The organism is Aliiroseovarius crassostreae, assembly GCF_001307765.1.
GTDB lineage: Bacteria > Pseudomonadota > Alphaproteobacteria > Rhodobacterales > Rhodobacteraceae > Aliiroseovarius > Aliiroseovarius crassostreae.
Genome location: NZ_LKBA01000006.1, coordinates 548,174 through 573,167, shown reverse-complemented (window position 1 = coordinate 573,167; position 24,994 = coordinate 548,174). Strand labels below are relative to the sequence as shown.

At 59.4% G+C, this 24,994-nt stretch carries 26 protein-coding genes and 1 pseudogene; 19 read left to right on the top strand and 8 right to left on the bottom strand.

Features of this window, described 5'->3' with window-relative positions:
* Positions 1 to 90 precede the first annotated feature (90 nt).
* The 8 genes from AKJ29_RS09160 (at position 91) to AKJ29_RS20550 (ending at position 7,288) form a co-directional block, all read left to right on the top strand.
* Positions 91 to 1,518 (top strand): 1-acyl-sn-glycerol-3-phosphate acyltransferase, encoded by a 1,428-nt coding sequence (locus tag AKJ29_RS09160; protein ID WP_055190072.1) that lies wholly within the window; start codon positions 91 to 93, stop codon positions 1,516 to 1,518.
* A 176-nt stretch (positions 1,519 to 1,694) separates the two neighbouring features.
* Positions 1,695 to 2,981 (top strand): crotonyl-CoA carboxylase/reductase, encoded by a 1,287-nt coding sequence (ccrA, locus tag AKJ29_RS09155; protein WP_055190070.1) that lies wholly within the window; start codon positions 1,695 to 1,697, stop codon positions 2,979 to 2,981.
* Positions 2,982 to 3,376: 395 nt separating this feature from the next.
* Complete coding sequence (locus tag AKJ29_RS19865; RefSeq protein WP_139231451.1) at positions 3,377 to 3,592, top strand: hypothetical protein; 216 nt, start codon at positions 3,377 to 3,379, stop codon at positions 3,590 to 3,592.
* Positions 3,537 to 4,250 carry a helix-turn-helix transcriptional regulator gene (locus AKJ29_RS09150; protein WP_055190068.1) on the top strand — a complete coding sequence of 238 codons (714 nt, stop codon included), beginning with the start codon at positions 3,537 to 3,539 and terminating at the stop codon, positions 4,248 to 4,250. Before AKJ29_RS19865 ends, AKJ29_RS09150 begins: the two co-directional genes overlap by 56 nt.
* An 88-nt stretch (positions 4,251 to 4,338) precedes the next feature.
* Positions 4,339 to 4,989, top strand: a complete 651-nt coding sequence (locus AKJ29_RS09145) for an acyl-homoserine-lactone synthase (RefSeq protein WP_055190065.1) — start codon at positions 4,339 to 4,341, stop codon at positions 4,987 to 4,989.
* A gap of 113 nt (positions 4,990 to 5,102) precedes the next feature.
* Entirely contained in the window at positions 5,103 to 6,641 is a 1,539-nt protein-coding gene (locus AKJ29_RS09140) for an ATP-dependent DNA helicase (RefSeq protein WP_055190063.1), read from the top strand.
* Between the two features lie 63 nt (positions 6,642 to 6,704).
* A complete protein-coding gene (locus AKJ29_RS09135; RefSeq protein ID WP_055190062.1) occupies positions 6,705 to 6,977 on the top strand; it encodes an SDR family NAD(P)-dependent oxidoreductase in 273 nt (90 codons plus the stop codon).
* A 68-nt stretch (positions 6,978 to 7,045) separates the two neighbouring features.
* Complete coding sequence (locus AKJ29_RS20550) at positions 7,046 to 7,288, top strand: transposase (RefSeq protein WP_161805392.1); 243 nt, start codon at positions 7,046 to 7,048, stop codon at positions 7,286 to 7,288.
* A gap of 467 nt (positions 7,289 to 7,755) precedes the next feature.
* Here the strand turns inward: AKJ29_RS20550 and AKJ29_RS09125 are convergent, their stop codons facing one another.
* From AKJ29_RS09125 to AKJ29_RS09110, 4 genes are all read right to left on the bottom strand, one after another.
* Positions 7,756 to 8,292, bottom strand: coding sequence for a hypothetical protein (locus AKJ29_RS09125; protein ID WP_055190060.1), 537 nt, complete (start codon positions 8,290 to 8,292; stop codon positions 7,756 to 7,758).
* Complete coding sequence (locus tag AKJ29_RS09120; RefSeq protein ID WP_055190058.1) at positions 8,292 to 10,073, bottom strand: SLC13 family permease; 1,782 nt, start codon at positions 10,071 to 10,073, stop codon at positions 8,292 to 8,294. Before AKJ29_RS09120 ends, AKJ29_RS09125 begins: the two co-directional genes overlap by 1 nt.
* An 80-nt stretch (positions 10,074 to 10,153) precedes the next feature.
* Positions 10,154 to 11,116, bottom strand: a complete 963-nt coding sequence (locus AKJ29_RS09115; RefSeq protein WP_235477372.1) for a DMT family transporter — start codon at positions 11,114 to 11,116, stop codon at positions 10,154 to 10,156.
* Entirely contained in the window at positions 11,088 to 11,909 is an 822-nt protein-coding gene (locus tag AKJ29_RS09110) for a TIGR00282 family metallophosphoesterase (protein WP_055190054.1), read from the bottom strand. The genes AKJ29_RS09115 and AKJ29_RS09110 overlap by 29 nt, the downstream gene beginning before the upstream one ends.
* A gap of 461 nt (positions 11,910 to 12,370) precedes the next feature.
* On the opposite strand from AKJ29_RS09110, the gene AKJ29_RS09105 reads away from it, so the two are divergent.
* The 11 genes and pseudogenes from AKJ29_RS09105 to AKJ29_RS20545 all read left to right on the top strand — a co-directional run bounded on the left by AKJ29_RS09105 (position 12,371) and on the right by AKJ29_RS20545 (position 22,372).
* The gene (locus tag AKJ29_RS09105; protein ID WP_055190052.1) at positions 12,371 to 12,934 is read left to right on the top strand and encodes a NifU family protein; all 564 of its coding nucleotides are present in this window, start codon (positions 12,371 to 12,373) and stop codon (positions 12,932 to 12,934) included.
* Positions 12,924 to 13,577, top strand: a complete 654-nt coding sequence (tsaB, locus tag AKJ29_RS09100; RefSeq protein ID WP_055190050.1) for a tRNA (adenosine(37)-N6)-threonylcarbamoyltransferase complex dimerization subunit type 1 TsaB — start codon at positions 12,924 to 12,926, stop codon at positions 13,575 to 13,577. The genes AKJ29_RS09105 and tsaB overlap by 11 nt, the downstream gene beginning before the upstream one ends.
* A 3-nt stretch (positions 13,578 to 13,580) precedes the next feature.
* Positions 13,581 to 14,015 carry a GNAT family N-acetyltransferase gene (locus AKJ29_RS09095; RefSeq protein WP_055190048.1) on the top strand — a complete coding sequence of 145 codons (435 nt, stop codon included), beginning with the start codon at positions 13,581 to 13,583 and terminating at the stop codon, positions 14,013 to 14,015.
* Positions 14,016 to 14,206: 191 nt separating this feature from the next.
* On the top strand, positions 14,207 to 15,220 hold the full coding sequence (locus AKJ29_RS09090) for a BMP family lipoprotein (protein ID WP_055190046.1): 1,014 nt from the start codon (positions 14,207 to 14,209) through the stop codon (positions 15,218 to 15,220).
* A 2-nt stretch (positions 15,221 to 15,222) separates the two neighbouring features.
* Positions 15,223 to 16,851, top strand: a complete 1,629-nt coding sequence (locus tag AKJ29_RS09085; RefSeq protein ID WP_055190044.1) for an ABC transporter ATP-binding protein — start codon at positions 15,223 to 15,225, stop codon at positions 16,849 to 16,851.
* Between the two features lie 3 nt (positions 16,852 to 16,854).
* On the top strand, positions 16,855 to 17,952 hold the full coding sequence (locus AKJ29_RS09080; RefSeq protein WP_055190042.1) for an ABC transporter permease: 1,098 nt from the start codon (positions 16,855 to 16,857) through the stop codon (positions 17,950 to 17,952).
* A 3-nt stretch (positions 17,953 to 17,955) separates the two neighbouring features.
* On the top strand, positions 17,956 to 18,921 hold the full coding sequence (locus AKJ29_RS09075) for an ABC transporter permease (RefSeq protein ID WP_055190040.1): 966 nt from the start codon (positions 17,956 to 17,958) through the stop codon (positions 18,919 to 18,921).
* Entirely contained in the window at positions 18,905 to 19,729 is an 825-nt protein-coding gene (locus AKJ29_RS09070; protein ID WP_055190038.1) for a purine-nucleoside phosphorylase, read from the top strand. Before AKJ29_RS09075 ends, AKJ29_RS09070 begins: the two co-directional genes overlap by 17 nt.
* 40 nt (positions 19,730 to 19,769) lie before the next feature.
* Entirely contained in the window at positions 19,770 to 20,687 is a 918-nt protein-coding gene (locus tag AKJ29_RS09065) for a sulfite exporter TauE/SafE family protein (protein ID WP_055190036.1), read from the top strand.
* Positions 20,684 to 21,454, top strand: coding sequence for a TIGR02186 family protein (locus AKJ29_RS09060; protein WP_055190034.1), 771 nt, complete (start codon positions 20,684 to 20,686; stop codon positions 21,452 to 21,454). The genes AKJ29_RS09065 and AKJ29_RS09060 overlap by 4 nt, the downstream gene beginning before the upstream one ends.
* A 243-nt stretch (positions 21,455 to 21,697) precedes the next feature.
* A pseudogene (locus AKJ29_RS20545) lies at positions 21,698 to 22,372 on the top strand (integrase core domain-containing protein).
* A gap of 111 nt (positions 22,373 to 22,483) precedes the next feature.
* Here the strand turns inward: AKJ29_RS20545 and AKJ29_RS19265 are convergent.
* The 4 genes from AKJ29_RS19265 to AKJ29_RS09035 form a co-directional block, all read right to left on the bottom strand.
* Positions 22,484 to 22,666: a hypothetical protein gene (locus AKJ29_RS19265; protein WP_139231482.1), complete on the bottom strand. Its 183-nt coding sequence runs from the start codon at positions 22,664 to 22,666 to the stop codon at positions 22,484 to 22,486.
* Between the two features lie 104 nt (positions 22,667 to 22,770).
* Positions 22,771 to 23,226, bottom strand: coding sequence for a universal stress protein (locus AKJ29_RS09045; protein WP_055190029.1), 456 nt, complete (start codon positions 23,224 to 23,226; stop codon positions 22,771 to 22,773).
* A gap of 128 nt (positions 23,227 to 23,354) precedes the next feature.
* Positions 23,355 to 24,230, bottom strand: coding sequence for a branched-chain amino acid aminotransferase (locus tag AKJ29_RS09040; protein ID WP_055190028.1), 876 nt, complete (start codon positions 24,228 to 24,230; stop codon positions 23,355 to 23,357).
* A gap of 140 nt (positions 24,231 to 24,370) precedes the next feature.
* Positions 24,371 to 24,799, bottom strand: a complete 429-nt coding sequence (locus tag AKJ29_RS09035; RefSeq protein WP_055190026.1) for a DUF1489 family protein — start codon at positions 24,797 to 24,799, stop codon at positions 24,371 to 24,373.
* Between the last annotated feature and the right edge of the window lie 195 nt (positions 24,800 to 24,994).

Sequence of the window (24,994 nt, the reverse complement as noted above, 5' to 3'; positions counted from 1 at the left end):
GGCAAAACCGTCGCGGCAATGGGTGGCAGGACAGGGGCGGTTTCATCAATGGCTTTACCTTTGCCCAAATTCCTGTGAAGGATTTTCCCCATGACGCAGACAATCGAGCTTCCACTATGGGGTCTGGTGCTGATCCTCGGCTTCGCCGCGGTGACCTTTGCGTCACATTTCCTGTTTCCGTCTGTGCGCTGGTTTTTTCGCAAACGGCTGGAACGCGCGGTGGCGCGGCTGAATGAGCGTCTGGAACGTCCGATCGAACCGTTCAAACTCGCGCGGCGCTATGATATGGTGCAGCGCCTGTCCTATGACCCCGAAGTGGCCAGGGCCATTGCGGAACATGCCGCTGAAGAAGGCATCCCCGAGCAGGTGGCGTTTGAAAAAGCCCAGCGCTATGCGCGTGAGATTGTCCCGCGGTTTTCGGCCACGGCCTATTTCGGCTTTGGTATCCGGCTGGCCAAACTCCTCAGCCGTGCCTTTTATCGGGTGCGTCTGGGCGCCTTTGACGAGGCGCATCTGAAAGATGTGAGCAAGGATGCAACGGTCGTGTTTGTCATGAACCACCGTTCCAACATGGATTATGTGCTGGTCACATGGCTGTCGGCAGAGCATTCGCACCTGTCTTACGCCGTGGGGGAATGGGCGCGGGTCTGGCCGCTGCGCACGCTGATCCGCTCGATGGGGGCTTACTTCATCCGGCGCAAAAGCCGCAATGCGCTCTATCGCAAGGTGCTGGCGCGCTATGTGCGTATGGCCACTGACGGGGGCGTGACCCAGGCGATGTTTCCCGAAGGTGGGCTGAGCTTGACCGGTGAAGTGGGGGCGCCAAAACTGGGGCTGCTCAGCTATATCATTGACGGGTTCGACCCCGAAACCAGCCGCGATGTGGTGTTCCTGCCGGTTGCCATGAATTACGACCGCGTGCTTGAGGACCGTGTACTGGTGGCCGCAAATGTAAAGGGCACGCGCAAGTTCGGGCTCAGGTTCAAATATGTGGCGCGTCATGTGGGCAAACATATGTGGCAACGGATCACCCGCCGGTTCCATCGTTTCGGTTACGCCAGCGTGTCTTTTGGCAGCCCGCTGTCGCTGAAGGCGTTTGCGGGTGAGCATCACCGCAAGATGCCCGAACAATTGGCCCGAGAGCTGATGGGCCGGATCAGGGCTGTTGTCCCGGTCCTGCCGGTGCCGGTGGTGTCAGCTGTGATGCTGGAGAAAGAGGCGCACACCCGCGCCGAGATCACCGACCGGTTTCAGACGCTTGTGGCCGAGATGGAGCACCACGGCGCCCATATTCACATGCCGCGCAATGATCTGGATTACGCGGTAGAGGTGGGGCTGCGCCTGATGCTGATGCGCGGGCTGATTGTTGAGGAAAACGGGTGTTTTCGCGTCAATCCGGCGGACCGGGTGTTGCTTGGTTTCTATGCGAATTCCATTGCGCATCTGTCTGCGGCAATCACGCCAATGCATATCTCTGATCTGACGCCGGCCGAAGTGGCGGACGCGTCGCGCCTGTAAGTGATCCTGTAACTTATTGCCAAAATTGACCTTCGCGTCATATGCGACATAAAATTACAAAATGCGGTGGAATGTGGTTGCAATATTGCTCGCTGATGCGTAATGCTGCATTAGCAGCCGCGTTTCTGCACTGCGGCAAAAATGGAATCACTGCTTTTAGCTGACAGGAGGCCAGCATGGCTTTGGACACGCAAACCGGCATCGCGGAATACGATGCACCGAAAAAAGATCTCTATGAGATCGGTGAAATGCCCCCGATGGGCCACGTACCCGCGCAGATGTATGCCTGGGCGATCCGCCGGGACCGTCAGGGCGAACCGGACAAGGCGATGCAGGTCGAGGTGGTCGATACCCCCACGCTGGACAGCCACGAAGTGCTGGTCATGGTGATGGCTGCCGGTGTGAACTACAACGGCATCTGGGCGGGCCTTGGCGTGCCGGTCAGCATGTTCGACGTGCACAAACAGGATTATCACATTGCTGGCTCCGATGCTGCGGGCATTGTCTGGGCCGTGGGCGACAAGGTGAAAAGCTGGAAAGTGGGTGACGAGGTTGTTGTGCACTGTAACCAGGACGATGGCGATGATGAGGAATGCAACGGCGGCGACCCGATGTTTTCGCCCAGCCAGCGGATCTGGGGTTATGAAACCCCGGACGGGTCCTTTGCCCAGTTCACCCGCGTTCAGGCCCAGCAGCTCCTGCGTCGCCCCAAGCACCTGACCTGGGAAGAAAGCGCCTGTTACACGCTGACGCTGGCGACTGCCTATCGGATGCTGTTCGGTCACCACCCGCATGAACTCAAGCCCGGCCAGAACGTGCTGGTCTGGGGGGCGTCGGGCGGTCTGGGCTCTTATGCAATCCAGCTGATCAACGCCGCCGGCGGCAACGCCATCGGGGTGATCTCGGAAGAAGACAAGCGCGAGTTTGTCATGGGGCTGGGCGCCAAAGGCGTGATCAACCGCAAGGACTTCAGCTGCTGGGGGCAATTGCCCACCGTGAATACGCCGGAATATGACGCGTGGTTCAAAGAGGCCCGCCGGTTCGGTAAGGCGATCTGGGACATCACCGGCAAGGGCAACAATGTGGACATCGTGTTTGAACACCCGGGGGCCGCAACCTTCCCGGTGTCAAACCTGGTCTGCAAAAAAGGCGGTATGGTTGTGATCTGCGCCGGCACCACCGGCTTCAACTGCACCTTCGACGTGCGCTACACTTGGATGCACCAGAAACGTCTTCAGGGCTCGCACTTTGCCCACCTGAAACAGGCGGCTGCAGCCAACAAGCTGATGATTGAGCGTCGGATTGATCCGTATATGTCGGAAGTGTTCCCGTGGGATGAAATCCCTGCCGCGCACCTGAAGATGTATCGCAACGAACACAAGCCGGGGAATATGTCGGTGCTCGTGCAATCGCCGAAAACCGGCCTGCGCACGCTGGAAGACGCCCTGGCGGCCCGCAACTGACCTGAATTGGTCTCATTCGGACCTTCAAATGTCCCGCCTTATACCAGATGCAGGGATAAGGTGGGGTGCTGCGCAACATACGAGCGTTTCACGCGTTCCGCCACAAACCAGTCATACAGGTTTTTAGCGGAACGCTTTAAAGATCCCCCCCGCAGCCTGCTGTGGGGGTTTCTGTTTTGTTCTTACCTTTTCTTAAGCCGAATCACCTAGGGTTTTTGGTGTAATCGAATCAAATATTTCGGGAAGACCGACGTATAAGTGCAACTGATCGCAACAAAACCAAATAGTTCGAAATTCTTTCCTCACTATTTTAGGGGAGTAAGAACCAGTGAATTAAGGGAATTTTTTTTACGTGCTATGGTTGTGTTGTGATGAAGCTCGAAAGGGGACTTTACATGGCGAATGAATGGATCATTGATGTTCTTACCGACCTGATGGCCTACGCTCGCAGGAACGACCTTTCTGTGACGGCCGAGGCACTAGACGACGCCCGTCTTGTTGCCCTGACCGAAATCGCGAGCGCCGCTGATCGGAAAGCGGAGATGATGCACGCGTATGAAAGCCAGTCTGGAACAGCAGCTCACCAATCTTCAGAGCGCGACCGCGCTTGAAGACCTGCAAGCCGTAACCGAAGCGTTGCGGGATCATTACGCAGTGGCCCATGTCGTTTATCACTGGGTCAATTCCGTTGGTGAACGGTTCGGTGCCGGAACCTACAGCCCAGAATGGGTTGATCGCTATCTGGAAAAAGATTATCTACGGATGGACCCGGTTATTTTTGGCTGTTTCCAAAGGTTTACCCCGGTGATCTGGAAAGATCTCGATTGGTCGTCGAAACCGGCCCGCGCCATGTTGCAGGACGCTCTGGACTATGGGCTGGGCAACCAGGGATACACAATTCCGATCCGGGGGCCCTCCGGTCAGTTCGCGCTTTTTACGCTGAACAATTCGGCCGAAGATGAAGGTTGGGCAGAATTCATCGACAGAAATGCCCGTGACCTGATGATCGTGGCTCATGAGCTGAACAAGAAAGCGTTGGAGTTCGAGCAATGGGGGGATGCGGTCACAACACCCGTGCTGTCTCCGCGTGAATTGGGGGCAATGACCTGTCTGGCGAAGGGAATGAACCGGGCACAGGCGGCGGCAGATATGCAGATTTCGGAACATACTCTCCGGGTTTACATTGAAAGTGCACGCCACAAATTGGGGGCGCTCAACACAACCCATGCGGTTGCCAGAGCGCTGTCCACCGGGGTGATTATTGTCTGACCGTTAATGACGCGCGCGACGTGCTGGGCGCTGTTAACATCCGTGGCGGCAATGTGTCCTCGATCAATCGGACACAGGAGACCCGCCCATGCTGCGCTACATCTACGCCAACGACCTTTCCCGTTTTCCGCTGCTGCGTGACACCATGTTCCGCGATCGGGCGGAGCAGTTTTCCAAGCGTCTCGGCTGGGATGTGGCGGTGAACGCATCGGGCGAGGAACGTGACCAGTATGACGAGTTGAACCCGCTTTATGTGATCTGGGAAATGGCGGATGGGCGGCATGGTGGATCAATGCGCTTTATGCCAACAGTGGGCCGCACGATGGTGAACGAGCATTTCAGCCATCTGACGGGTGGCGTGACCGTTGAAAGCCCTCTGATTTGGGAATGTACGCGGTTTTGCCTGTCACCGAAAGCGGACCGGCGTGCCTCTGCCGCGCTTGCCCTGGGGGCGGGGGAATTGATGTCGGCGTTTCAGCTGAAGCATTATATTGGCGTTTTTGATCCGCGCATGCAGCGTATCTATCGCCTGATGGGACTGGAGCCTGAGGTGATCGGCTCCGCTGGGGAAGGGCGTGATGAGATTGGTGTGGGGCTGTGGTCGATGGATGAAACAGCTTTTGAACCGACCCTGAAGCGGGTTGGTGTGTCACGAGAGATGAGTCGTGGCTGGTTGCGCTATTCGCTATCGGGCAAGCCGGGACCTGCTCTGACCGAGCACGTGGCCCATTCTGCGTAACAGGGGCTTTGCACCTCGCGCTGTGCGCTCACCCCAGGATATTTGAGACAAGAAAAAAGGCGAAGTGGGAGTTTCGCCTTTTCGCGTATTGATGCAGCGGATAGGGTCGCGTCATGAGCGAACAGACCCCGATCACGTTTTCCGAGGACCAGGCAGAGGCCCATGACCGCGTGGCAGATATTCTGCGGGGGGCAGGGGTCAACCTGGACGATGCGTTGCTGACACCGATGGCGGATGGGAAAGCGCAGGTCTTTGCGGTGATGGGCAAGGCCGGGTCGGGGAAAACCATGCTGTTGGCCGAGCTTTACAAGGCGCTTGAGGCCGCCGGGGTCGAGGTTGTTTCTGGCGATTATGAGGGCAAGAAAAAGAAGGATCGCCGCACATTGGCCATTCTTGCCCCGACCAACAAGGCGGCATCCGTTTTGCGGATGCGGGGTGTGCCCGCCACCACCATTCACCGAATTCTATACACACCGGTTTATGACCCGGAATATGAGAAAATCGCCGAATGGCTGAACGGCGAGGGCGAGCGGCCCGAGATTGAGGGGCTGACAGAAGAGGCGCTGGACCGCGCTTTCGCGTTTTTTCAGACCAACAAGTCGATCCCAGGGGCTTTGGCTGCAGCTGGGCTGCGGGGGTCGGACTTTATCACCGGATGGAAACGGCGTGATGATCCGCTAGATATCGGGTTTATTGATGAAAGTTCGATGCTGGATGACAAGCAGTTCGATGACCTGCGCGAGATTTTCCCGACGCTGATCCTGTTTGGCGATCCGGCGCAGCTGGCGCCTGTTGGGCAATCGGGCACGATGGTGTTTGATAAACTGGGTGAGATGCGGAAGATGGAGTTGCACCGCATTCACCGCCAAAAAGATGACAATCCGATTTTGGATCTTGCCCATGCGTTGGCGGATGATGGGCTGAGTTTTCATAGCTTCGAACGCATGATTGAAGAGGCAGCTGCGCGCGATGACCGGGTGCGGATGGCGCCGCGGGTGAATGCGGACCTGATGGCGCGCTCTCCGGTTCTGGTCTGGCGCAACAAGACGCGGGTGCGGCTGATTTCGGCGTTTCGCGGGGCGTTTGGTGCGCCGGCAGAGGAGCTTTTGCCCGGTGAACCATTGATTTGTGATGGGATCGAGTTGCCGCTGAAGCACCGCAAGAAACGCATTGATCTGGAGGCGCGTGGGCTGATCAAAGGGGCGCAATGTGTCTATCTTGGGCCGGGGAAAAAGCCGGGATTTTCGCGCCTGCATGTGATTGGAGCAGAAGATCCGCAGGTTTCTGCCGCATCAATTGTAAAGATTGAGCTTCCGGACGAGGAAGAGCCGTTCATTCCCTTCGCAGCCCGGATGGGGGCGGCTTTTTTGCATGGGGCCGCGGTGACCATCCACAAGGCGCAGGGCAGCCAATGGCCCGATGTGCAGGTCTTTGCTCCGGATATTTATGCGGCGGCCCAGATGGGGCGGAATGAGGCAGGTATTCCACTGTGGAAACGGCTGGCATATGTGGCGATCACGCGGGCAGAGCATCGGCTGCATTGGGTGACGCGATATGCGATGGCGCGCCCGCTTGAGGGGTTGGGAACCGATGATTTGAGAGCGCCAGCGGTAGCGCTACAGCTGCAGGGGGAAGGGGGCGAGGATGTCTAGCATCCTGATCACTGGGGCCAGCGCCGGGATTGGCCGGGCGGTTTCTGGCGGAAGGTTGGCCCGTTGGCCTGCTTGTACGGCGGGCCGAAATGCTGGAGGCGGCTGGTAGCCGCTAGGGAAACAGTCATTGTCCTGCCGGCGGATGTCTCGGATCCTGATGCGGTGGAAGAGGCATTTCAGCAGTTTGTGTCGTGGGCGGGGCGGCTGGATGTGCTCTTTAACAATGCGGGTCTGTTTACCCGCGCCGCGCCGATTGACGAAGTGTCGCTGGAGGCGGATGTCCAGTTGATGACGGTGATGGCAACCAGGACGGTTTGCCGATCCGGTTTGAGCTGATACCGGGCCAGGCCCATGACGCACCACCCTGCAAACATCTTTTGTAGGGTCTGCAGCCTGGCCTGCATGTGTTCGCGGACAAGGCATATGATGAGGGAAATGATCTGGGAGCAGGGTGCAATCAACGTGATCCCGTCCAAATCAAACCGCAAGCAGCCCAGGGAATTCGCGCCGGTCTCTACAAAGAGCGCAACAAAATCGAGCGTTTCTTTGGGCGCCTCAAGGTGTCGTTCCGAGGTGTCGCAACGCGCTACGCGAAAACCTCTCGCAACTTCATGGCTATGATCAAATTGGCTTCCGTCCGGCGGTAGATCGAGTTTTGAAGCGTTTCGAAATCAACTTGTGACTCAAGTTAATCTCGAAACGCCCGCAACATCAGTAGGTTTCGAGTGTTTCGCCTCATTATTGTGTCTCAATAAGAAGTCGAAACGCTTACGGCTGTTCGTGCAGTCCACAGCATCAAGTGGTGTGGGCTCTGACTTTGAAGCCGCCGCGCGAAGGACAAACGGCTGCACTGCTGAAAAAACGCATGGACAAATAGTGTTCCGATATTTGGTGCCTATGCGCTCTTGCCTATGCTTTCGGCAGTGCCAAGTGTTGACCGAAGCAACACGACAGATATTGGGGCAAGAGGAAAAAAGCACCTGCCATCTTCCTCTTGCCGAAAATATCCCGGGGTGAGCGAGCATGTCTCGCGAGGGGCAGCGCCCCTGTCAGGCTCGCAACGTGAGCCACCGGTCGCGCGGCGGAGCGACGCGGCGGCGCCCCCTGCCCAAGTCTACTCCAATCCGCAGAACCCCGCAGGTAAGGGGTGACGAGTCAGCCACTCCTGTGCCGCATCCGCCAGCTGCTCTTTCCAATTGCCCAGGGTCAGCCCCGGCACATGGCCCTGCTGGCCGGTTGTTTCCACCTCCCGGATCGCATGTTTCAGCCGATAGAACGGCGCGAGGTCCGGGGTCTCATGATCAAACCAGAGGCGTGACACTTTCTTGAGCGCGGCGAAGTCATCTCCGTTTGCCAGTGCGATATCGCTCAGATGCCCGTGGGCGAGCCAACGGGTGGCATCCTGATCATTCCCTGGCTGTGGGAGTTCCAGATCCCGCGCGATCTGGTCGATCAACCTGTTGAGCTCCCCCCAGTGCAGCGGTGGGGTCAGGGCGGTCAGCGCATAAAGGGTGTCACTCTCTGCCCCCGCATCTATCATTGCCCAGCCCCAATCCAGCGCCTCTGTGCTCATTTCGAAATTGAGCTGCCGCTTGGCGAGGACCTCAGCCGTCCTGCGGGCAAGGGACGATGCGACCCCGCTTGCTGCCATCACAGCGGCCAGATCAGCGGGATGATGGCCGAGGCCAGCACCCCAATCGACAGGTTCAGCGGGATGCCAACCTTGAGGAAATCGGCAAACTTATATCCACCGGGGCCATAAACCAGCGTATTTGTCTGGTAGCCGATCGGGGTGGCAAAGCTGGCCGAGGCCGCAACCATCACCGCCACCACAAGCGGGCGCGCATCCAGGCCCAGCGCATCTGCCAGACCAATCGCAATCGGTGTCACCACCACGGCCACCGCATTGTTTGACACCAGTTCGGTCAGCACCGAGGTCAGAAGATAAATGGCCCAGACAATCAAGAAAGGCGGCAGCTTGCCCAGTGCTGGGGCCACTGCATTGGCGATCAGGGCCACCGCGCCGGAGTGTTCAAGCGCGGCCCCAATCCCAAGCATTGCAAAGATCAGCACCAGCAGGCGCCCATCCACCGCTCCGAACGCCTCGTCCGCATCAATGCAGCGTGTCACCAGAACCAGCGCCACGGCCAGAACCGCCAAGAGGAAAATCGGCGCCACGCCAAGCCCTGCCAACACCACAAGCCCCAGCAGGGCTGCAATCGCCAGTGGCGCCTGGCCGCGCCGGTATTCACGTTCGGACGGGTGCGAGACATCCGCCAGATCCATATCCTGTGCCAGACGCGTCAGGTCTTCGGGGGCCCCTTCCAAAAGCAGCGTATCCCCCACTTTCACCACCAGACTGTCCAGCTGGCGGCCAATATTCTGGTTCTTGCGGTGCACGGCCAGCGGATAGACCCCGTAGCGGCGGCGCAGGCGCATCTTGCCCAGCATCTTGCCAACCATCTTGCAGCCCGGCGTGATCAGCACCTCAACCGTGGTGGTTTCCACCGCCGACACCTGGTCCACCCGTTTCAGGCTCTTATCTCGTTGCAGGCTCAGCAGTTCCGTCATCGCTGTGCGCAACACCACCCGATCCCCGAGCTGTAACGTAACACCGGTCAGGTCACGGCGCAGCGAGGCATCGCCGCGGATCACGTCCACCAGCCGCACCCCTTCGCGCTTGAACAGCTGCACACCGGTCACTTCACGCCCGATCAGGTTCGATTCCGGTGGGATCACCGCTTCGGTAAAGAACTTCTTGCGCGACTTGTCCCCGCCCAGCATGGTTGCCAGCGACGTCCGGTCCGGCAGGATATTGGGCGCCACGAAATAAAGATACACCATCCCCCAGACGACCAGTATCAGCCCCAGCGGGGTCACCTCGAAAATCGAGAACGGTGCAAGCCCATGGGCGCGCGCAACCCCGTCCACCAGCAGGTTGGTCGAGGTGCCAATCAGCGTCAGCGTGCCGCCCAGGATGGCCCCATAGCTGAGTGGGATCAGCAGTTTCGACGCCGACATACCGATCTTTTTCGACAATTGCACAAAGACCGGGATCATCACCACCACCACCGGGGTGTTGGACACGAAAGCCGACGCCACAACCACAAAGGCCATCAGCGCACCCAGCGCCTTCATCGGGCTGCCTTCGGCCTGCCTTTCCGCAATATGGGTGAACCATTGCAGCGCACCGGTGCGCACCAGCGCCCCCATCACGATGAACATGCCCGCAATGGTCCAGGGGGCCGGGTTGGACAGGACTTTCAGCGCAGTTTCATAGGGCAGGATCCCGGTGATCAGCATCACCGCCACCCCGGCAATCGCCACCACTTCGGTGGGGAAAGTCTCGCGGACGAACAAGACAAACATGCCCAGCACCACAACGAGAGATATCACGGCCTGCGTGCTCTGGCTCAACTCGAAAAACCCCATACCCTGTCCTTATCTTGGTTCTTATCAGGCGTCTGCCCACCAGTTTTGCCAATTGCGCCCCTGTGGGCAAGCTTCAGTTTTCAAATTCCGGTCGTTTCGCCTGCGCTATGTGATGGACGCTCTGCACGGGGCTGGACCAGAAACAGCCCCAGGAACATCACCGCCAGCGCCCCCCAGACTGCGGGACCATAGCGCTCATCCAGCAAAAGCATCGCCCAGAGCACCCCAAATCCGGTGACAAGGTAACTCACCTGCGCGGCAAAAGATGGCCCGGCACGCCCCACCAGCCAGACATAACCGGAATAGACAAAGGCGTGGATGATCGAGTTTGTGACGATCAGGGTCTTGGTGTGATCCCAGCCGGAAAACGGGCTGACCCACCCGCCGGTGACCAGGCACATCGCGGCGGCAAACGGAATGCCGATGATCGACGCCCCGGCCAGCACCTGCACGGGATCAAGCCCATCCGTGCCGTATTTCGCAACCACATTGCCTTCGACACCGTAAAGCGCGGGCGCAATCAAGGCGATGGCAATCCAGAACGTCGCCCCTTCGGGCAAGGAGGCCTGAGGCCCGGCCAGGATCGCAACCCCGACCAGCCCGACCAGCAGGCCAAACAGCCGCTTCAGATCAAAACTTTCGCTTTTCAGGGCGAGTGCAATCGGAAAGGCGAACATCGGCACGGCGGCGATGATGATCGCCATAATGCCTGCAGGCAGGTGATCCAGCGCAAGGTAACTGGCAGCATTGGGCAGGATCGTCCCGCACAGTGCGACGAAAACGTAAAGTGGCAGGTGGCGGCGCGCGGACGGGCCAAACGACCGATCAAACATCGGCACCCGCCGCCCGCGCAGCACCGTCAGCAAGGAGAGGATCACAGCCCCGACAACCATCTGCCACAGGATAATGCCATAAATCCCGTGACCCGCCTGAACAATCGGCTTTGACAGCACTCCGACCAGTCCCCAGCCCGCGCCAAGCAGCACCAGCACACCGATCAGCCGAAACGGCATCTCACTCATCCAGCGGGGTGGATTGGGCAAGACGCCCCCCCTCACGCACCATCCTGACCTTGACGGCAAGCCCGGTGCGGTCGTCCGTCTCGACATAAAGCCCCGACAGGGTCGCCTCGCCGCCCGCAGGTTCAAACCGCCCTTTCACCATGCCGGTGATGAAACGGTTCATCGGCTCGTCTTTCTTCATGCCAATGACGGAATTGTAATCCCCGCACATGCCCGCGTCCGACTGGAAAGCCGTGCCTTTGGGAAGGATCTGCGCGTCCCCGGTGGGCACATGAGTATGGGTGCCAACCACCACGCTGGCGCGACCGTCACACCAATGCCCCATCCCCATTTTCTCGGACGTTGCCTCGCAATGGATATCCACCAGCGCGGCCTGCACCGCGCCCCCCAACGGGTATTTGCGCAACACCTGATCAATGGCCGAAAAGGGATCATCAAAGGCACGCTTCATGAACACCTGCCCCAGAACCTGCGTCACGAGAATTTTGCGACCCCTCCGGTCACTGAACACCCGTGCGCCCGCACCCGGTGCGCCCTTGGCAAAGTTGAGCGGACGGATGATACGTTTTTCCTGCTCGCAGAAGGTCAGCATGTCGCGCTGGTCAAAAGCGTGGTCCCCAAGTGTGAGCACGTCGACACCCGCCTCGAACATCGCTTTTGCATGCGTCCCGGACAGCCCGTGGCCCGAAGTGGCGTTTTCGCCATTCACCACAACAAAATCCAGCTTCCACGCCTCGCGCAGCTTCGCCAATCGCTCCGTAACCGCCCGACGTCCCGCACGGCCCATAATATCGCCAAGAAAGAGTATTTTCATGACGGATAGCCCTAGGCCTGTTGGCCGCAAAGGGCAAGGGTGAAGAGGCAGGTGAGGTGCTCCCGCGCCCTTACGCCCTTGCGGGCGACAGGCTTGGGCGTGGCCTCGCTACGCTCGGTTCATTCCTGCCTGCGCCGCTGCGCGCCCTGCTGGGGCTTTGCCCCCGAGCCTGCGGCTCTCCCCCAGGATATTTTCGGCAAGAGGAAGATGGCAGGTGCTCTTTTCCTCTTGCCGAAAATATCCCGGGGTGAGCGAGCTTGCCTCGCGAGGGGCAGCGCCCCTGGCAGGCTCACAACGTGAGCCACCGGTCGCGCGGCGGAGCGACACGGCAGGTGCGCCGTGTCAGTGCGTAGCAGCACCAAACCTTGACAGTTTTGCCCCTCAGGCGCATATCCATTGCAACTCTTATGTTCCGGCTCTGTCCGATCTGTACAGCCCGGAACGTTTCCGAAAGGTGCGCCATGTTTATCCAGACCGAATCCACACCGAACCCCGCCACGCTGAAATTCCTTCCCGGACAGGATGTTCTGGGTGCGGGCACGGCTGATTTCCCTTCGAAAGACGCGGCCGAAGCCTCGCCGCTTGCGCGCCGTATCTTTGCCGTGAACGGGGTGACCGGCGTCTTCTTCGGAGCAGATTTCGTGACCGTCACCAAAGCGGATGCGGTCGATTGGGACCATGTGAAGCCCGCCATTCTCGGGGCGATCATGGAGCATTTCCAATCCGGTGCTGCCGTCATGGAGGCGGATGGTCAGGCCGCGTCCGGACATGCGGAGCACACGGGTGAGGATGCCGAGATCGTGGAGCAGATCAAAGAGCTTCTGGACACCCGTGTTCGTCCCGCCGTGGCCCAGGATGGAGGGGACATCACCTTCCACGGTTTTGAGCGCGGCATTGTTTATCTCCACATGCAAGGGGCCTGTGCGGGTTGCCCCTCCTCGACCCTGACCCTGAAAATGGGCATCGAGAACCTGCTCAAGCATTACATCCCGGAAGTGGTCGAGGTACGCCCTGTTGCCGCCTGAACCATTGATCCTTGCGTTTGACACATCGGCCGCGCATTGCGCGGCCGCTTTGCTGCGCGGGGACGTGGTTGTTGCCAGCCGTCATGAAGAAATGGCCAAGGGCCAGGCAGAACGGCTGATGCCACTGCTGGACGAGGTCCTGCAGGACGGCGGGGTAAGCTGGCGCGAGCTGCAGGCGATTGGGGTGGGCATTGGACCTGGCAATTTCACCGGCATTCGCATTTCCGTGGCTGCCGCGCGCGGGCTTGCGCTTTCTTTGGGCAAACCGGCCATCGGGGTTTCCTTGCTTGAATGTCTGGCCTTCGGGGCGGAGGGGCCGGTTCTGGCCTGCCTCGATGCCCGGCGCGATCACCTGTATCTTCAGCGTTTTGCGATGGGCAATAACCGGGGGCCGGAACTGGTGCCAATTGGGGACGCATCAGACTGGGCGCTGCCCGGCCTTTGCTGCATTGGCCAGCGGGCAGATGAAGTCGCCGAAATGACCGGCCTGCCCCATGCTCCCGCGGCCTTTTCCCCTGCATCGGCCATCGCCCGGATTGCCGCCACGCGCTGGCAAATGCCCGAAGCCCGCCCCGCCCCGCTTTATATCCGCCCCGCCGATGCCGCCCCGCCACGCGATCCGGCCCCGGTTGTTCTGGACTGAGCGATGTCCGGCATCGTTCCTGACCCCACCGTACTTGCCCGGATCCATGCGGCCAGTTTTGACAACATGCGACACTGGTCCGCTCAGGAGTTTGAAGAGCTGCTCGCCTCGCCTTTTGTCTTTGCCGAGGTGGCCGAGCAGGGGTTTGCCCTTGGCCGGGAAATTGCGGGCGAAAGCGAGCTTTTGGCCATCGCGGTGCTGCCCGAGGCACGTGGTCAGGGGCTGGGCCGCGCACTTTTGGCCCGGTTCGAGGCGACAAGTGCGGTGCGGGGGGCGCAAGACCTGTTCCTGGAAGTTGCCGCTGATAACGTGTCAGCGCTATCACTCTATCGAGGTGTGGGGTGGCGCGAATCCGGTCGCCGGGTCGGTTATTACGACAGACCAAATGGTCAAAAACAGGATGCCATCGGGATGCTGAAACAATTGCGAAACGATTGACCCAACGTTAACCGCCGCGAAAAACAGCGCAAATCACGGCTTTCCCCAGTCATTCCGTTGCCTTCCCCTTGCCCTCTGACCCAAAAACCGGATGATCTTGCGCAGCGACTTTCTCGCTCTGAAAATGGGAATCACACCAATTGGTCAAAAAATGACCGGGGGCGACCCAACACTGATAACGGGAGAACCACATGACCCTGATGAAGACCCTTCTAGGCGCTGCAGCTGCAGCTGCAGTTGCCGTGACCGCTGGCGCGGCTCTGGCCGATCCGGCCGTCATCTTCGACCTGGGCGGTAAATTCGATAAATCCTTCAACGAAGCGGCGTTCCGCGGCGCCAAGCGCTGGGCAAATGAAACCGGCGGCAAGTATCTGGAAATCGAACTGCAGTCCGAAGCGCAGCGCGAACAGGCCCTGCGCCGGTTTGCCGAAGCGGGTGCCAACCCGATTGTGACCACTGGCTTTGCCATGGCAGATCCGGTTGCCAATGTGGCGGCCGATTATCCTGACACCAAATTCGTCAATATCGACGGGTTCATGCCGGAAATTCCGGCCAACGTTCAGATGATCGCCTTTGAAGAGCATCAGGGCAGCTATCTGGTGGGGCAACTGGCCGCCATGGCATCGAAATCCGGGACTGTCGGCTTTATCGGTGGGATGGATGTTCCGCTGATCCGTCACTTTGCCTGTGGCTATGCCCAGGGCGCGCTGGCCACCAATCCGGACATCAAGATTGTCGCCAACATGACCGGCAACGCGCCGACCGCATGGAATGACCCGGTGCGCGGCGGCGAGCTTGCGAAAGCACAGATTGCCCAGGGCGCTGACGTCATCTACGCCGCAGCGGGCGGCACCGGCATCGGTGTTCTGCAAGCGGCTGCAGACGCTGAGGGGGTTCTGTCGATCGGCGTTGACTCGAACCAAAACCACCTGCATCCGGGCAAGGTTCTGACCTCGATGCTGAAACGCGTGGACGTGGCTGTTTATGAAGCCATGAAAGCAGGTGATGAGCTTGAAACCGGCACTCAGATTCGTCTGGGCCTGGCCGAAGACGGCGTTGGCTACTCGGTGGACGAAAATAACTCGTCGCTGGTGACTGTTGAAATGAAAAACGCGGTGGAAAACTCCAAGGCCAAAATCATTTCGGGCGAAATCGACGTGGTCAGCTACTACACCAATGACAGCTGCCCGGTGCTTGATTTCTGATCATGAGCGAACAGCGAAACGAACCGGGGCAGCAGGCAACTGCTGCCCCCTCAGGTTCCCCGGCCATTGAACTCCGTGGTATTTCCAAGGCGTTCGGACCGGTGCAGGCGAACAAGGACATCTCGATTTCCGTCCAGCCGGGCACGATCCACGGGATCATCGGCGAAAACGGCGCGGGCAAATCCACCCTGATGTCCATCCTTTACGGGTTTTACAAGGCCGACGAGGGGCAGATCTTCATCAACGGGGTTGAGACCCAGATCCCGGACAGCCAGGCCGCCATTCGCGCTGGCATCGGCATGGTGTTTCAGCATTTCAAACTGGTCGAAAACTTCTCGGTTCTGGAAAATGTGGTCCTTGGGGGCGAGGATGGTCCGCTTTTGCGCCCGTCACTGGCCAAGGCCCGCCGCGAGTTGACGGCACTGGCCGAGGAATATGAACTGCGGGTGGACCCGGATGCGTTGATCGAAGATCTGGGCGTGGGCAAGCAACAGCGGGTCGAGATCCTCAAGGCGCTTTATCGCCGGGCTGACATTCTTATTCTGGACGAACCCACCGGGGTTTTGACCCCCGCCGAGGCGGACCACCTGTTCCGCATCCTCGACGGGCTGCGTGCGCAGGGCAAGACGATCATCCTGATCACCCACAAGCTGCGCGAAATCATGGAATATACCGACACCGTATCTGTGATGCGGCGCGGACAGATGACCGATACGGTCAAAACAAAGGACACCACGCCCGAGAAGCTGGCCGAGATGATGGTCGGCCGCAAGGTGCTGTTGTCAGTGGATAAAACCCCCGCGCAACCGGGTAAACCGATCCTTGAAATCGAAAACTTGCGCGTGGTGGACGAGCAGGGGGTCGAACGCGTCAAGGGCATTGACCTGACGATCCGCGCGGGCGAAATCCTTGGCATCGCAGGTGTGTCCGGCAATGGCCAATCAGAGCTGATGGAAGTTCTGGGTGGCTATGCGCAGGCGACCGGATCCGTGCGCCTCAACGGGCAGGAACTGAACCTGACCGGCAAGAAATCCGATGCCCGCTCGCGCAGGCAGCGGGGTATTGCCCATGTGCCGGAGGACCGGCAGGCGCGCGGTTTGATCATGGAGTTTCCGGCCTGGCAGAACATGGTGTTCGGTTATCACGATGACCCGGAATACCAGAAAAACGCGGTCCTGATGGACAATGCGAAGATGATTGAAGTCACGCGGGACAAGATGGGCCGGTTTGACGTGCGCCCGCTGCACTCCAATCTGGCGGCCAAGAGCTTTTCCGGCGGCAACCAGCAAAAAATCATCGTGGCACGAGAGATCGAGCGCAACCCGGACCTGCTTCTGGTCGGTCAGCCGACCCGCGGTGTGGATATTGGCGCGATCGAGTTCATTCACCAACAGATCGTCGCGCTGCGCGATCAGGGCAAGGCGATCTTGCTGGTGTCGGTGGAGCTTGAGGAAATCCTGTCACTCTCAGACCGCATTGCCGTGATGTTTGACGGACATATCATGGGGGAAGGCCCCGCCCAGACCGCGACCGAAACAGGTCTTGGATGTCTAATGGCGGGGTTGGGTGGTAAGGATACCCGTGCAATGACCGGCTGGACCATCACTAAATACGCTGAGGCTGAGGACTAGGACATGGAAAAAATGCCGAAATGGGCAGATGTGGCCCTGATCCCCGCCCTGAACCTGACCCTGGCCTTTGCCCTGTCCATGGCGGTGATTGCCACCATTGGGCAAGATCCGTTTGAGGCGGTCAAACTGATGATCACCGGGGCGCTGGGGTCAAGCTATGGCTGGGGCTATACGCTTTACTATGCCACCAATTTCATCTTCACCGGGCTTGCGGTGTCGATTGCGTTCAAGGCCGCACTGTTCAACATCGGCGGCGAAGGGCAAGCGGCGCTTGGCGGGTTGGGCGTGGCGCTGGTGTGCCTTTACATCCCCTTCCCGCATTGGTCGATTGCGATCCTGTTTGCCATACTGGGGGGCGCGCTGTTCGGTGCGCTCTGGGCGGTGATCCCGGCCTATCTGCAGGCAAAGCGTGGCAGCCATGTGGTGATCACCACCATCATGTTTAACTTTATCGCCGCCTCACTTCTGAATTATGTGCTGGTAAACCTGCTGCGCCCAAAAGGCGCGATGGATCCGGCTTCCGCCCGCTTCCCCGAAGCCACCCACCTGCCCACTTTCCACGACATTCTGTCGCCCTTGGGCATCGCCTTTTCGAAATCCGCCCCGGTCAACGTCTCTTTCCTGATCGCCCTGATCGCCTGCGTGGCGGTCTATCTGCTGCTGTTCAGGTCGCGCCTGGGGTATGAGATCCGGTCCTTTGGCCAAAGCCAGAGCGCGTCTGTCTATGCCGGGATCTCACCGGTCAAGATCACCATGATCGCGATGCTCTTGTCCGGTGGACTGGCGGGCATGATGTCGATCAACAACACGATGGGCGAAAGCGAGCGGCTGATCCTGAACTCGGTCGAAGGGGCAGGTTTCATTGGCATCGCCGTGGCGTTGATGGGGCGCAACCACCCGTTTGGGGTGTTGCTGGCCGCACTTCTTTTTGGGTTCCTGTATCAGGGTGGCGGCGAGCTTGCCCTGTGGATGTCGATCCCGCGTGAGCTGGTTCTGGTCATTCAGGGTCTGGTGATCCTGTTCACCGGCGCACTCGACAATATGATCCGCATCCCGGTAGAGCGCGCCTTCATCCGCGCCGCCAAGCGAAAGGGGGCATAAGTCATGGATTTTCTGACCATCATTCAAATCCTCGATTCAGCCCTGCGCATGGCAACCCCGCTTTTGCTGGCCTGCCTCGCGGGGCTGATCTCGGAACGGTCCGGGGTGTTTGACATCGGGCTTGAGGGCAAGATCCTTGTGGCAGCCTTCTTCTCGGCGGCCGTGGCGGCCCATTACGACTCGGTCTGGTGGGGGATGCTGGCGGGCATCATGGTCTCGATCGGGTTTTCGCTGGTGCATGGCGTGGCGTCGATCACCTTCCGCGGCAATCAGCTGATCTCAGGGGTCGCGCTGAACTTCCTCGCCTCAGGCCTGACCGTGCTGATTGGCAACGGCTGGTTCGGGCTGGGCGGACGTACGCCCACGCTTGAAGGGCCAGAGCGGTTTGACCCGATCCCCCTGCCATTTGCAGATGCGGTGAAGGATGTGCCTTACCTCGGGCCGATCTATTCCGATCTTCTGTCCGGCCATACTTTGCTGGTCTATGTGGCGCTGCTTTTGGTGCCGGTCACCTGGTATGGGCTTTACCGCACCCGGTTTGGCCTGCGCCTGCGCGCGGTGGGCGAGAACCCGGCGGCCGTGGATACGGCAGGTGTTTCGGTGATCCGCCTGCGCTATATCGCGATGGTGATTGCCGGGGCGCTGTGCGGATTGGCCGGGATCTATCTGGCCACCGGTCTCAGCTCGGGCTTTGGCAAGGAAATGAGCGCGGGACGCGGGTTCATCGCCCTGGCCGCCCTGATCTTTGCCAAGTGGAAGCCGGTGCCCGCACTGGGCGCCACGCTGCTTTTTGGCCTGCTTCAGGCGATCTCGATCCGCTATCCGAAACTGGAAATCGGGCCGATCACCCTGCCTTCACAATTCATGGAGGCCCTGCCTTATATCCTGACCGTGATCATTCTGGCAGGCTTTATCGGCAAGGCGGTGCCGCCCAAAGCCGGGGGGGAACCTTATGTCAAGGAACGCTGACACCCTTGCCGCGAAAATTCGCGATCTGGCGGGCCATGAACCGGTCGAGCTTGGCCTGGTTCTGGGGTCCGGCCTAGGGCATCTTGCGGATGCGGTTGAGGGGGTGGCGATCCCCTACAGTGAGCTTCCCGGTTTTCCCCATGCAGGCGTGTCCGGCCACAATCCGCACCTCGTGATCGGCCAGCTCGAAGGCACCCGCGTCGCCGTTTTTGGCGGGCGGGCGCATTATTATGAGAGCGGGCGGGCGGATGTGATGCGCCTGCCGCTGGAGGTGCTGAAGGCGCTTGGTGCTGACCGGCTGATCCTGACCAACGCCGCCGGGTCATTGCGCCGTGACATCCCGCCGGGGGATCTGATGCTGATCGAGGATCACATCAACTTCTCAGGCCTCAACCCGCTGATCGGCGAGCCGACAGACGCGCGTTTCGTGCCGATGGGCGGGGCCTATGACGCGGATATGCGCCGCGCATTTGAGGGCATTGCACATGATGAGGGCATCGCCCTGAAGCCGGGCATCTATGCCTGGTATTCCGGCCCCTCGTTTGAAACCCCGGCCGAAATCCGTGCGATCCGCACGCTGGGGGCGGATGCGGTGGGCATGTCCACGGTGCCGGAGGTGATTCTTTCCCGGTTCCTGGGATTGCGCGTAATGGGGATTTCAACCATCACCAACATGGCACAGGGCCTGTCGGACGAAGCGATCAGCCACGAACATACCAAAGCCATGGCGCCACTCGGAGCAAAAAAGCTGGAAAAACTGGTTCGCCGCTATTTAGCCCGTGACGAGAGAGCTGAAATTGCGCAATAAATTGGGTTAACGCTCCAATTCGATACAACTCGGTCTGCTGATGCAAATCTATCTTCCGATCGCCGAAGTTTCGGTGAATGCCTTTTTGCTCCTTGGGCTTGGCGGGATCGTCGGGATCCTGTCAGGCATGTTTGGTGTCGGAGGGGGGTTTCTGATGACGCCGCTTCTGTTCTTTATCGGCATTCCCCCGGCAGTGGCGGTGGCGACCGAGGCCAATCAGATCGTGGCCTCCTCCTTTTCCGGGGTGCTGGCGCATTTCAAGCGAAAGACCGTGGATCTGAGGATGGGGCTGGTGCTGCTGGTCGGGGGATTGATCGGCGCAGCCCTTGGTGTGCAGCTTTTCAATGCGCTCAAGGCGATTGGACAGGTGGATCTTCTGGTCAAGCTCTCCTACGTGCTGTTTCTGGGGATCATTGGCGGGCTGATGTTTCTGGAAAGCCTGAGCGCCATTGTGAAGACCCGCGGCGGCAAGGTGGTGTCCACCCGGCGCAAGCATTACTGGGTGCATAACCTGCCCTTCAAAATGAAATTCCGCACGTCGGGGCTGTATATTTCCGTCATTCCACCGATCCTGGTGGGCGTGCTGGTGGGTGTGCTGGCCGCCATCATGGGGGTCGGCGGCGGGTTCATCATGGTGCCCGCGATGATTTACCTGTTGGGGATGCCGACCAAAGTGGTTGTGGGCACGTCCCTGTTCCAGATCATTTTTGTCACCGCTTTCACCACTCTTTTGCATGCCACAACCAACTATACGGTGGATATGGCGCTGGCGGTATTGCTGTTGATCGGCGGGGTCGTGGGCGCGCAGATCGGGGCGCGGATCGGGGTGAAGCTGAAAGCCGAGCAGTTGCGTATTCTTCTGGCGCTGATGGTGCTGGTCGTCTGCGGCAAGCTGGCCCTGGATCTGTTGATCCAGCCGGAAGAACTGTTCGAGATCGGCACGGGGGCGGGCCATTGAGACGTTTCCTCGCCCCGCTTTTCGCCCTGATATGTGCCGCCCTTCCTGTGCAGGCAAAAGAGGATATCGTCGCTGGCCTGAGCCAGAATATGGTGTCGATCAACGCAACCTTCGTGGGATCCGAAATCCTGATCTTCGGCGCGGTTAAACGTGAAAGCCCCGCACCGACCGATGAACCGCTGGAAGTGGTGGTGGTGGTCGAAGGTCCAAACCACCCCGTGACCGTGCGCAAGAAGGACAAGCGCTTTGGGATCTGGGTCAATACCGATGCTCTGGAAATCGCATCCGCCCCAAGCTTTTATGCCGTGTCCACCTCGTCCACACTGGACGGATCCATCAGCGTTCTGGATGACCTGCGCCATCTGGTTTCGGTCAGTCGCGCGATCCAGATCAGCGAAAGCCCGTTCACCAACGAGGATCCGACGGAATTCACCCGCGCGCTGATCCGTATTCGTGAAAACAAGGGCACCTACCGGCTTTTGGAAAACAATGTCACCGTTCGGGAAGACACGTTGTTTGACACACGGATTGCCTTGCCCTCGAACCTGACCGAGGGGCAGTATCGCACGCGGATCCTGCTGACCCGTGGCGGCTATGTCGCGGCGAGTTATGAGACCGTGATCAATGTGCAGAAGGTTGGGCTTGAACGCTGGATCTTCAACCTTGCCCGCAACCAGCCCCTGATCTATGGCCTGTTGTCGCTGTTTATCGCCATTGTCGCAGGATGGGGTGCCTCGTCGATCTTCCGCTTTATTCAACGCGGCTGACCCCCGGGGACGGGGCCTGCGGGGAAATCAAAACCAGAAAACTAGTTGGGATTTAACCCCTGGCATACGGTAGTCGGTTTCCCATATCATATGTATGAAACAGACAAACGTCCGCCAGTTTTTCCAGCAGTTCCCGAATGACGAGGCTTGCCTTGAGCACCTCTTCAACGTCCGTTTCAGTCCAGTCTTCTGGACTTGTCGCGGTTCAGTTCCGGCCCTTTGAGAGCAATATTGCCTTGAACTATGGCAAACGGACACAGTGAAGAGTTCAAGCGGGATGCGGTGCGTATCGCGCTGACGCGCGGCCTGACGCGGCGACAGGTTTCTGCGGATTTGGGGGGGCCTTTCAACGCTGAACAAATGGATCACATCCTTTGACGAAGAAGCGGTTGTTTCCGGGCCCGATCAGGATCTGGCACGGGAGAGTGAACGGCTTCGACGGGAGAACCGCATCCTGAAGGAGGAGAGGGGCGTGCTAAAAAAGGCCACGGCCTTTTCGCGAGGCAAAAGACGTGAGGGTCGCATTCATCGACCAGTGCGACGGTAAACTCAGCCAGCGCCAGCTCTGCGGCCTGCCTGGAGTATACCGTTCACGGCGATCAATCTGCCCCCCCGAAAGGCTGCATCCATCACACCGACCGCGGCAGCCAATATTGTTCGCATGAGGACCAGAAGCCGCTGAAACAGCGCGGCTTCAAGGTCTCGATGGGCGGCAAGGGAAATTGCTATGACAACGCTGCCCTTGAGACCTGCTTCAAAACACTGAGGGCCGAGCTGGCCTGGCCGCAACCCTGGTACATTCGCCGGCAATACGAACTGGCGCTGTTCCAGTACATCAACGGTTTTTACAACCCACGCCGACGGCACTCAGCCCTTGGATACAAAAGCCCCGTGACTTTCGAACGGAAAGCCGCTTAACATGAGAGCTCCTGGTCCGGAACTAAACCGGGACAAGTCCAGTAAATTTGTGTTCGCTATAGTTTCCTGCACAGTAGTAGAGCCAGCACAGACCCAAAACTAGCGCCTTAATCACCCCTCAACACTCCGTATGCTGGCTGTGACCAGCTCCGGTTTGTCCAGCCCAGCCATCTCGCGCGTCATGGATCGGACATGCGGTTGCAGCGACAGGCGCACTGTATTGACCGCCGCATGTTCAAGCCGGTTCTGCTCCCCCTGTATGATCTTTGCCAGCTCCCCCCGGCGACGACGCAAAGCCCCCGTGCGGCGCGGGGTGGTGCAGGTAGGAATGAACCGAGCGCAGCGAGGCCACGCCCAAGCCTGTCGCCCGACAGGGCGTAAGGGCGCGGGAGGGGGGATCAGGTGATTTCTTCCAACCGGTCTTTGGACATTTCGCCCGGAACGATGGTCATGGGCACCGGCAGCTCTGCCGAGGCGCGCATCATCTGGGTGATAATCGGTCCGGGGCCGGATTTGCCCGACCCGGCGCCCAGCACAAGGACGCCGATTTCAGGGTCTTCGCGAATCTGCGCCATGATCTCGGGCACGATTTCGCCTTCGCGGATCACCAGTTCGGGATCAACGCCCTGCCGGTCGCGCATCCATTTGGCGAAGACCTCGAAATGCACGGTGATCCGTTCGCGGCTTTCCTCGCGCATGATGTTGCCCACGCCGATCCAATGATTGAATTCATCCGGTGGGATGATCGAGAGCACTTCGACCCCGCCACCGGTTTTTGCGGCGCGCATGGCGGCAAAGCGCATGGCGTTCAGGCATTCACGGCTGTCGTCGAGGATCACGAGAAACTTACGCATTTTTGTCCCTTTTGCGGCGCACCCTCGGTGGGCGGGCCTTCAACCGGGGCCAGTCTGCCCGAGGGGCGCGGCTCTGTCCATTGCTTTTGCCGGGTTTGGGTGTGAGAGCGGTGCGGCCCCCTTGACGCTTAACTGGCGCGACCATCCTCAGAATGTGCCCAGTCCCAGTAAAGCTTGCGGGCGCGTTGGGTGATTGGGCCAAGCTGATAATGGGTGCCGTCGAATTCGGTCACGGGGGTGATCTTGTGCATGTTCCCGGTCAAAAACACCTCATCGGCGGCGCGGAAATCGTCGAAGGTCAGCGTGCATTCATGCACTGTGACCCCATCGGCGCGCAGGTTTCTGATGTGTCGGGCGCGGGTGATGCCCGCCAGGAAAGTGCCATTGGGAACCGGGGTGAACACCGCACCATCGCGCACCATGAACACGTTCGAAGAGGCGGTTTCGGCCACGTTTCCCAGCGCATCGGCCACAAGCGCATTGCCGTAGCCTTTTGCCTGTGCTTCGGCAATCATGCGCCCGTTATTGGGATAAAGGCAGCCGGCCTTGGCATTCACCACCGCGCTTTCCAGCACCGGGCGGCGGAACCGGGTGGTGGTGAGGGTGGTCGTGGCGTCCTCGGGGGGCAGCGGCACCTGTTCGAGGCTGATCGCAAACCCGGTCGAGTTCTTTTTCGGCATGATCCCCAGCGGTCCGCAATCCAGACCCCAATACATCGGACGGATATAGACCGCCTGTTCCGGGGTGAAGGCGGACAGGCCGTCGCGCACGATGGCAACCATCTCATCGGTTGGCACGGTTGGGGTGATCATCAGGGCCTTGGCCGAGCGGTTCACCCGGTCGCAATGGGCGCGCAGATCCGGGGCAAGCCCATGGGCAAACCGGGCGCCGTCAAACACGGTGCTGCCCAGCCAGCTGCCATGGTCCGCGGCCTTCATCACCGGCAGATCTCCCTCATGCCAGCTTCCGTTGAAATAGGTGCGGATATGGGTGCCGAGTGTCATGGGAGGTCCTAGCAGTCTGTTGGTTGCGTGATTCTAAAGCGTTTCGGGACAAACTTGAAACATATGTTTATTCCGAAACGGTCTAGCAGCGACATGTTTGCTGTCCAGTTCGGAAATTGCCGCAGGGCGCGCGCAACCTGTCAGCGAATGCCGATATCTGCCAGTGCCGATGCAAGTTCGGCAGGCAATTCATCATCGCCAGCACGCGCTTCGGGCAGGTCGCGTGGGGCGTCTTCGGGTTTCAGATAGCGCCAGCCCTGAAAGGCCCGCCGTGGCTGGGCTTCGGTTCGGATGACGTCGTTTGACAGGACGATCCCGCAGCGGCGGATCCCATCCTGTCCGATCACCTCTTCCAGTCGGATCACCTCTTGCCGGGCCAGCACCTGCCCCTTAAAGACCCAGTAGAGTGACCCGCCGTTGATCAGTTCAGATTCGCGTTTGGGCCACATCCGGGTCACATGCATCGGATTGGGACGACCGCTTTCCCCCCGGCGCATCGCCTGCCAGGCCTCAAGGTCTTCGACTTTTTCTGCGCCGACGCAGAGCTTTAGCAGGTTTATATGGCCCATTTATTCCACCGGACTAAGATCTGATAGATCACTATATCTATGTGGCCCTTCTGCCGCGCCACACTAAATGTTGATATTTTTTGAACATAGCTGGTGACAGCCTGCCCCTCTCTGGTATAAATGTCATCCCTGACAGGATGGGGCAAGCGGATGCTGTGTGCGTGCGCCCCGAAAGATTTCAACAAGATAGCCGAA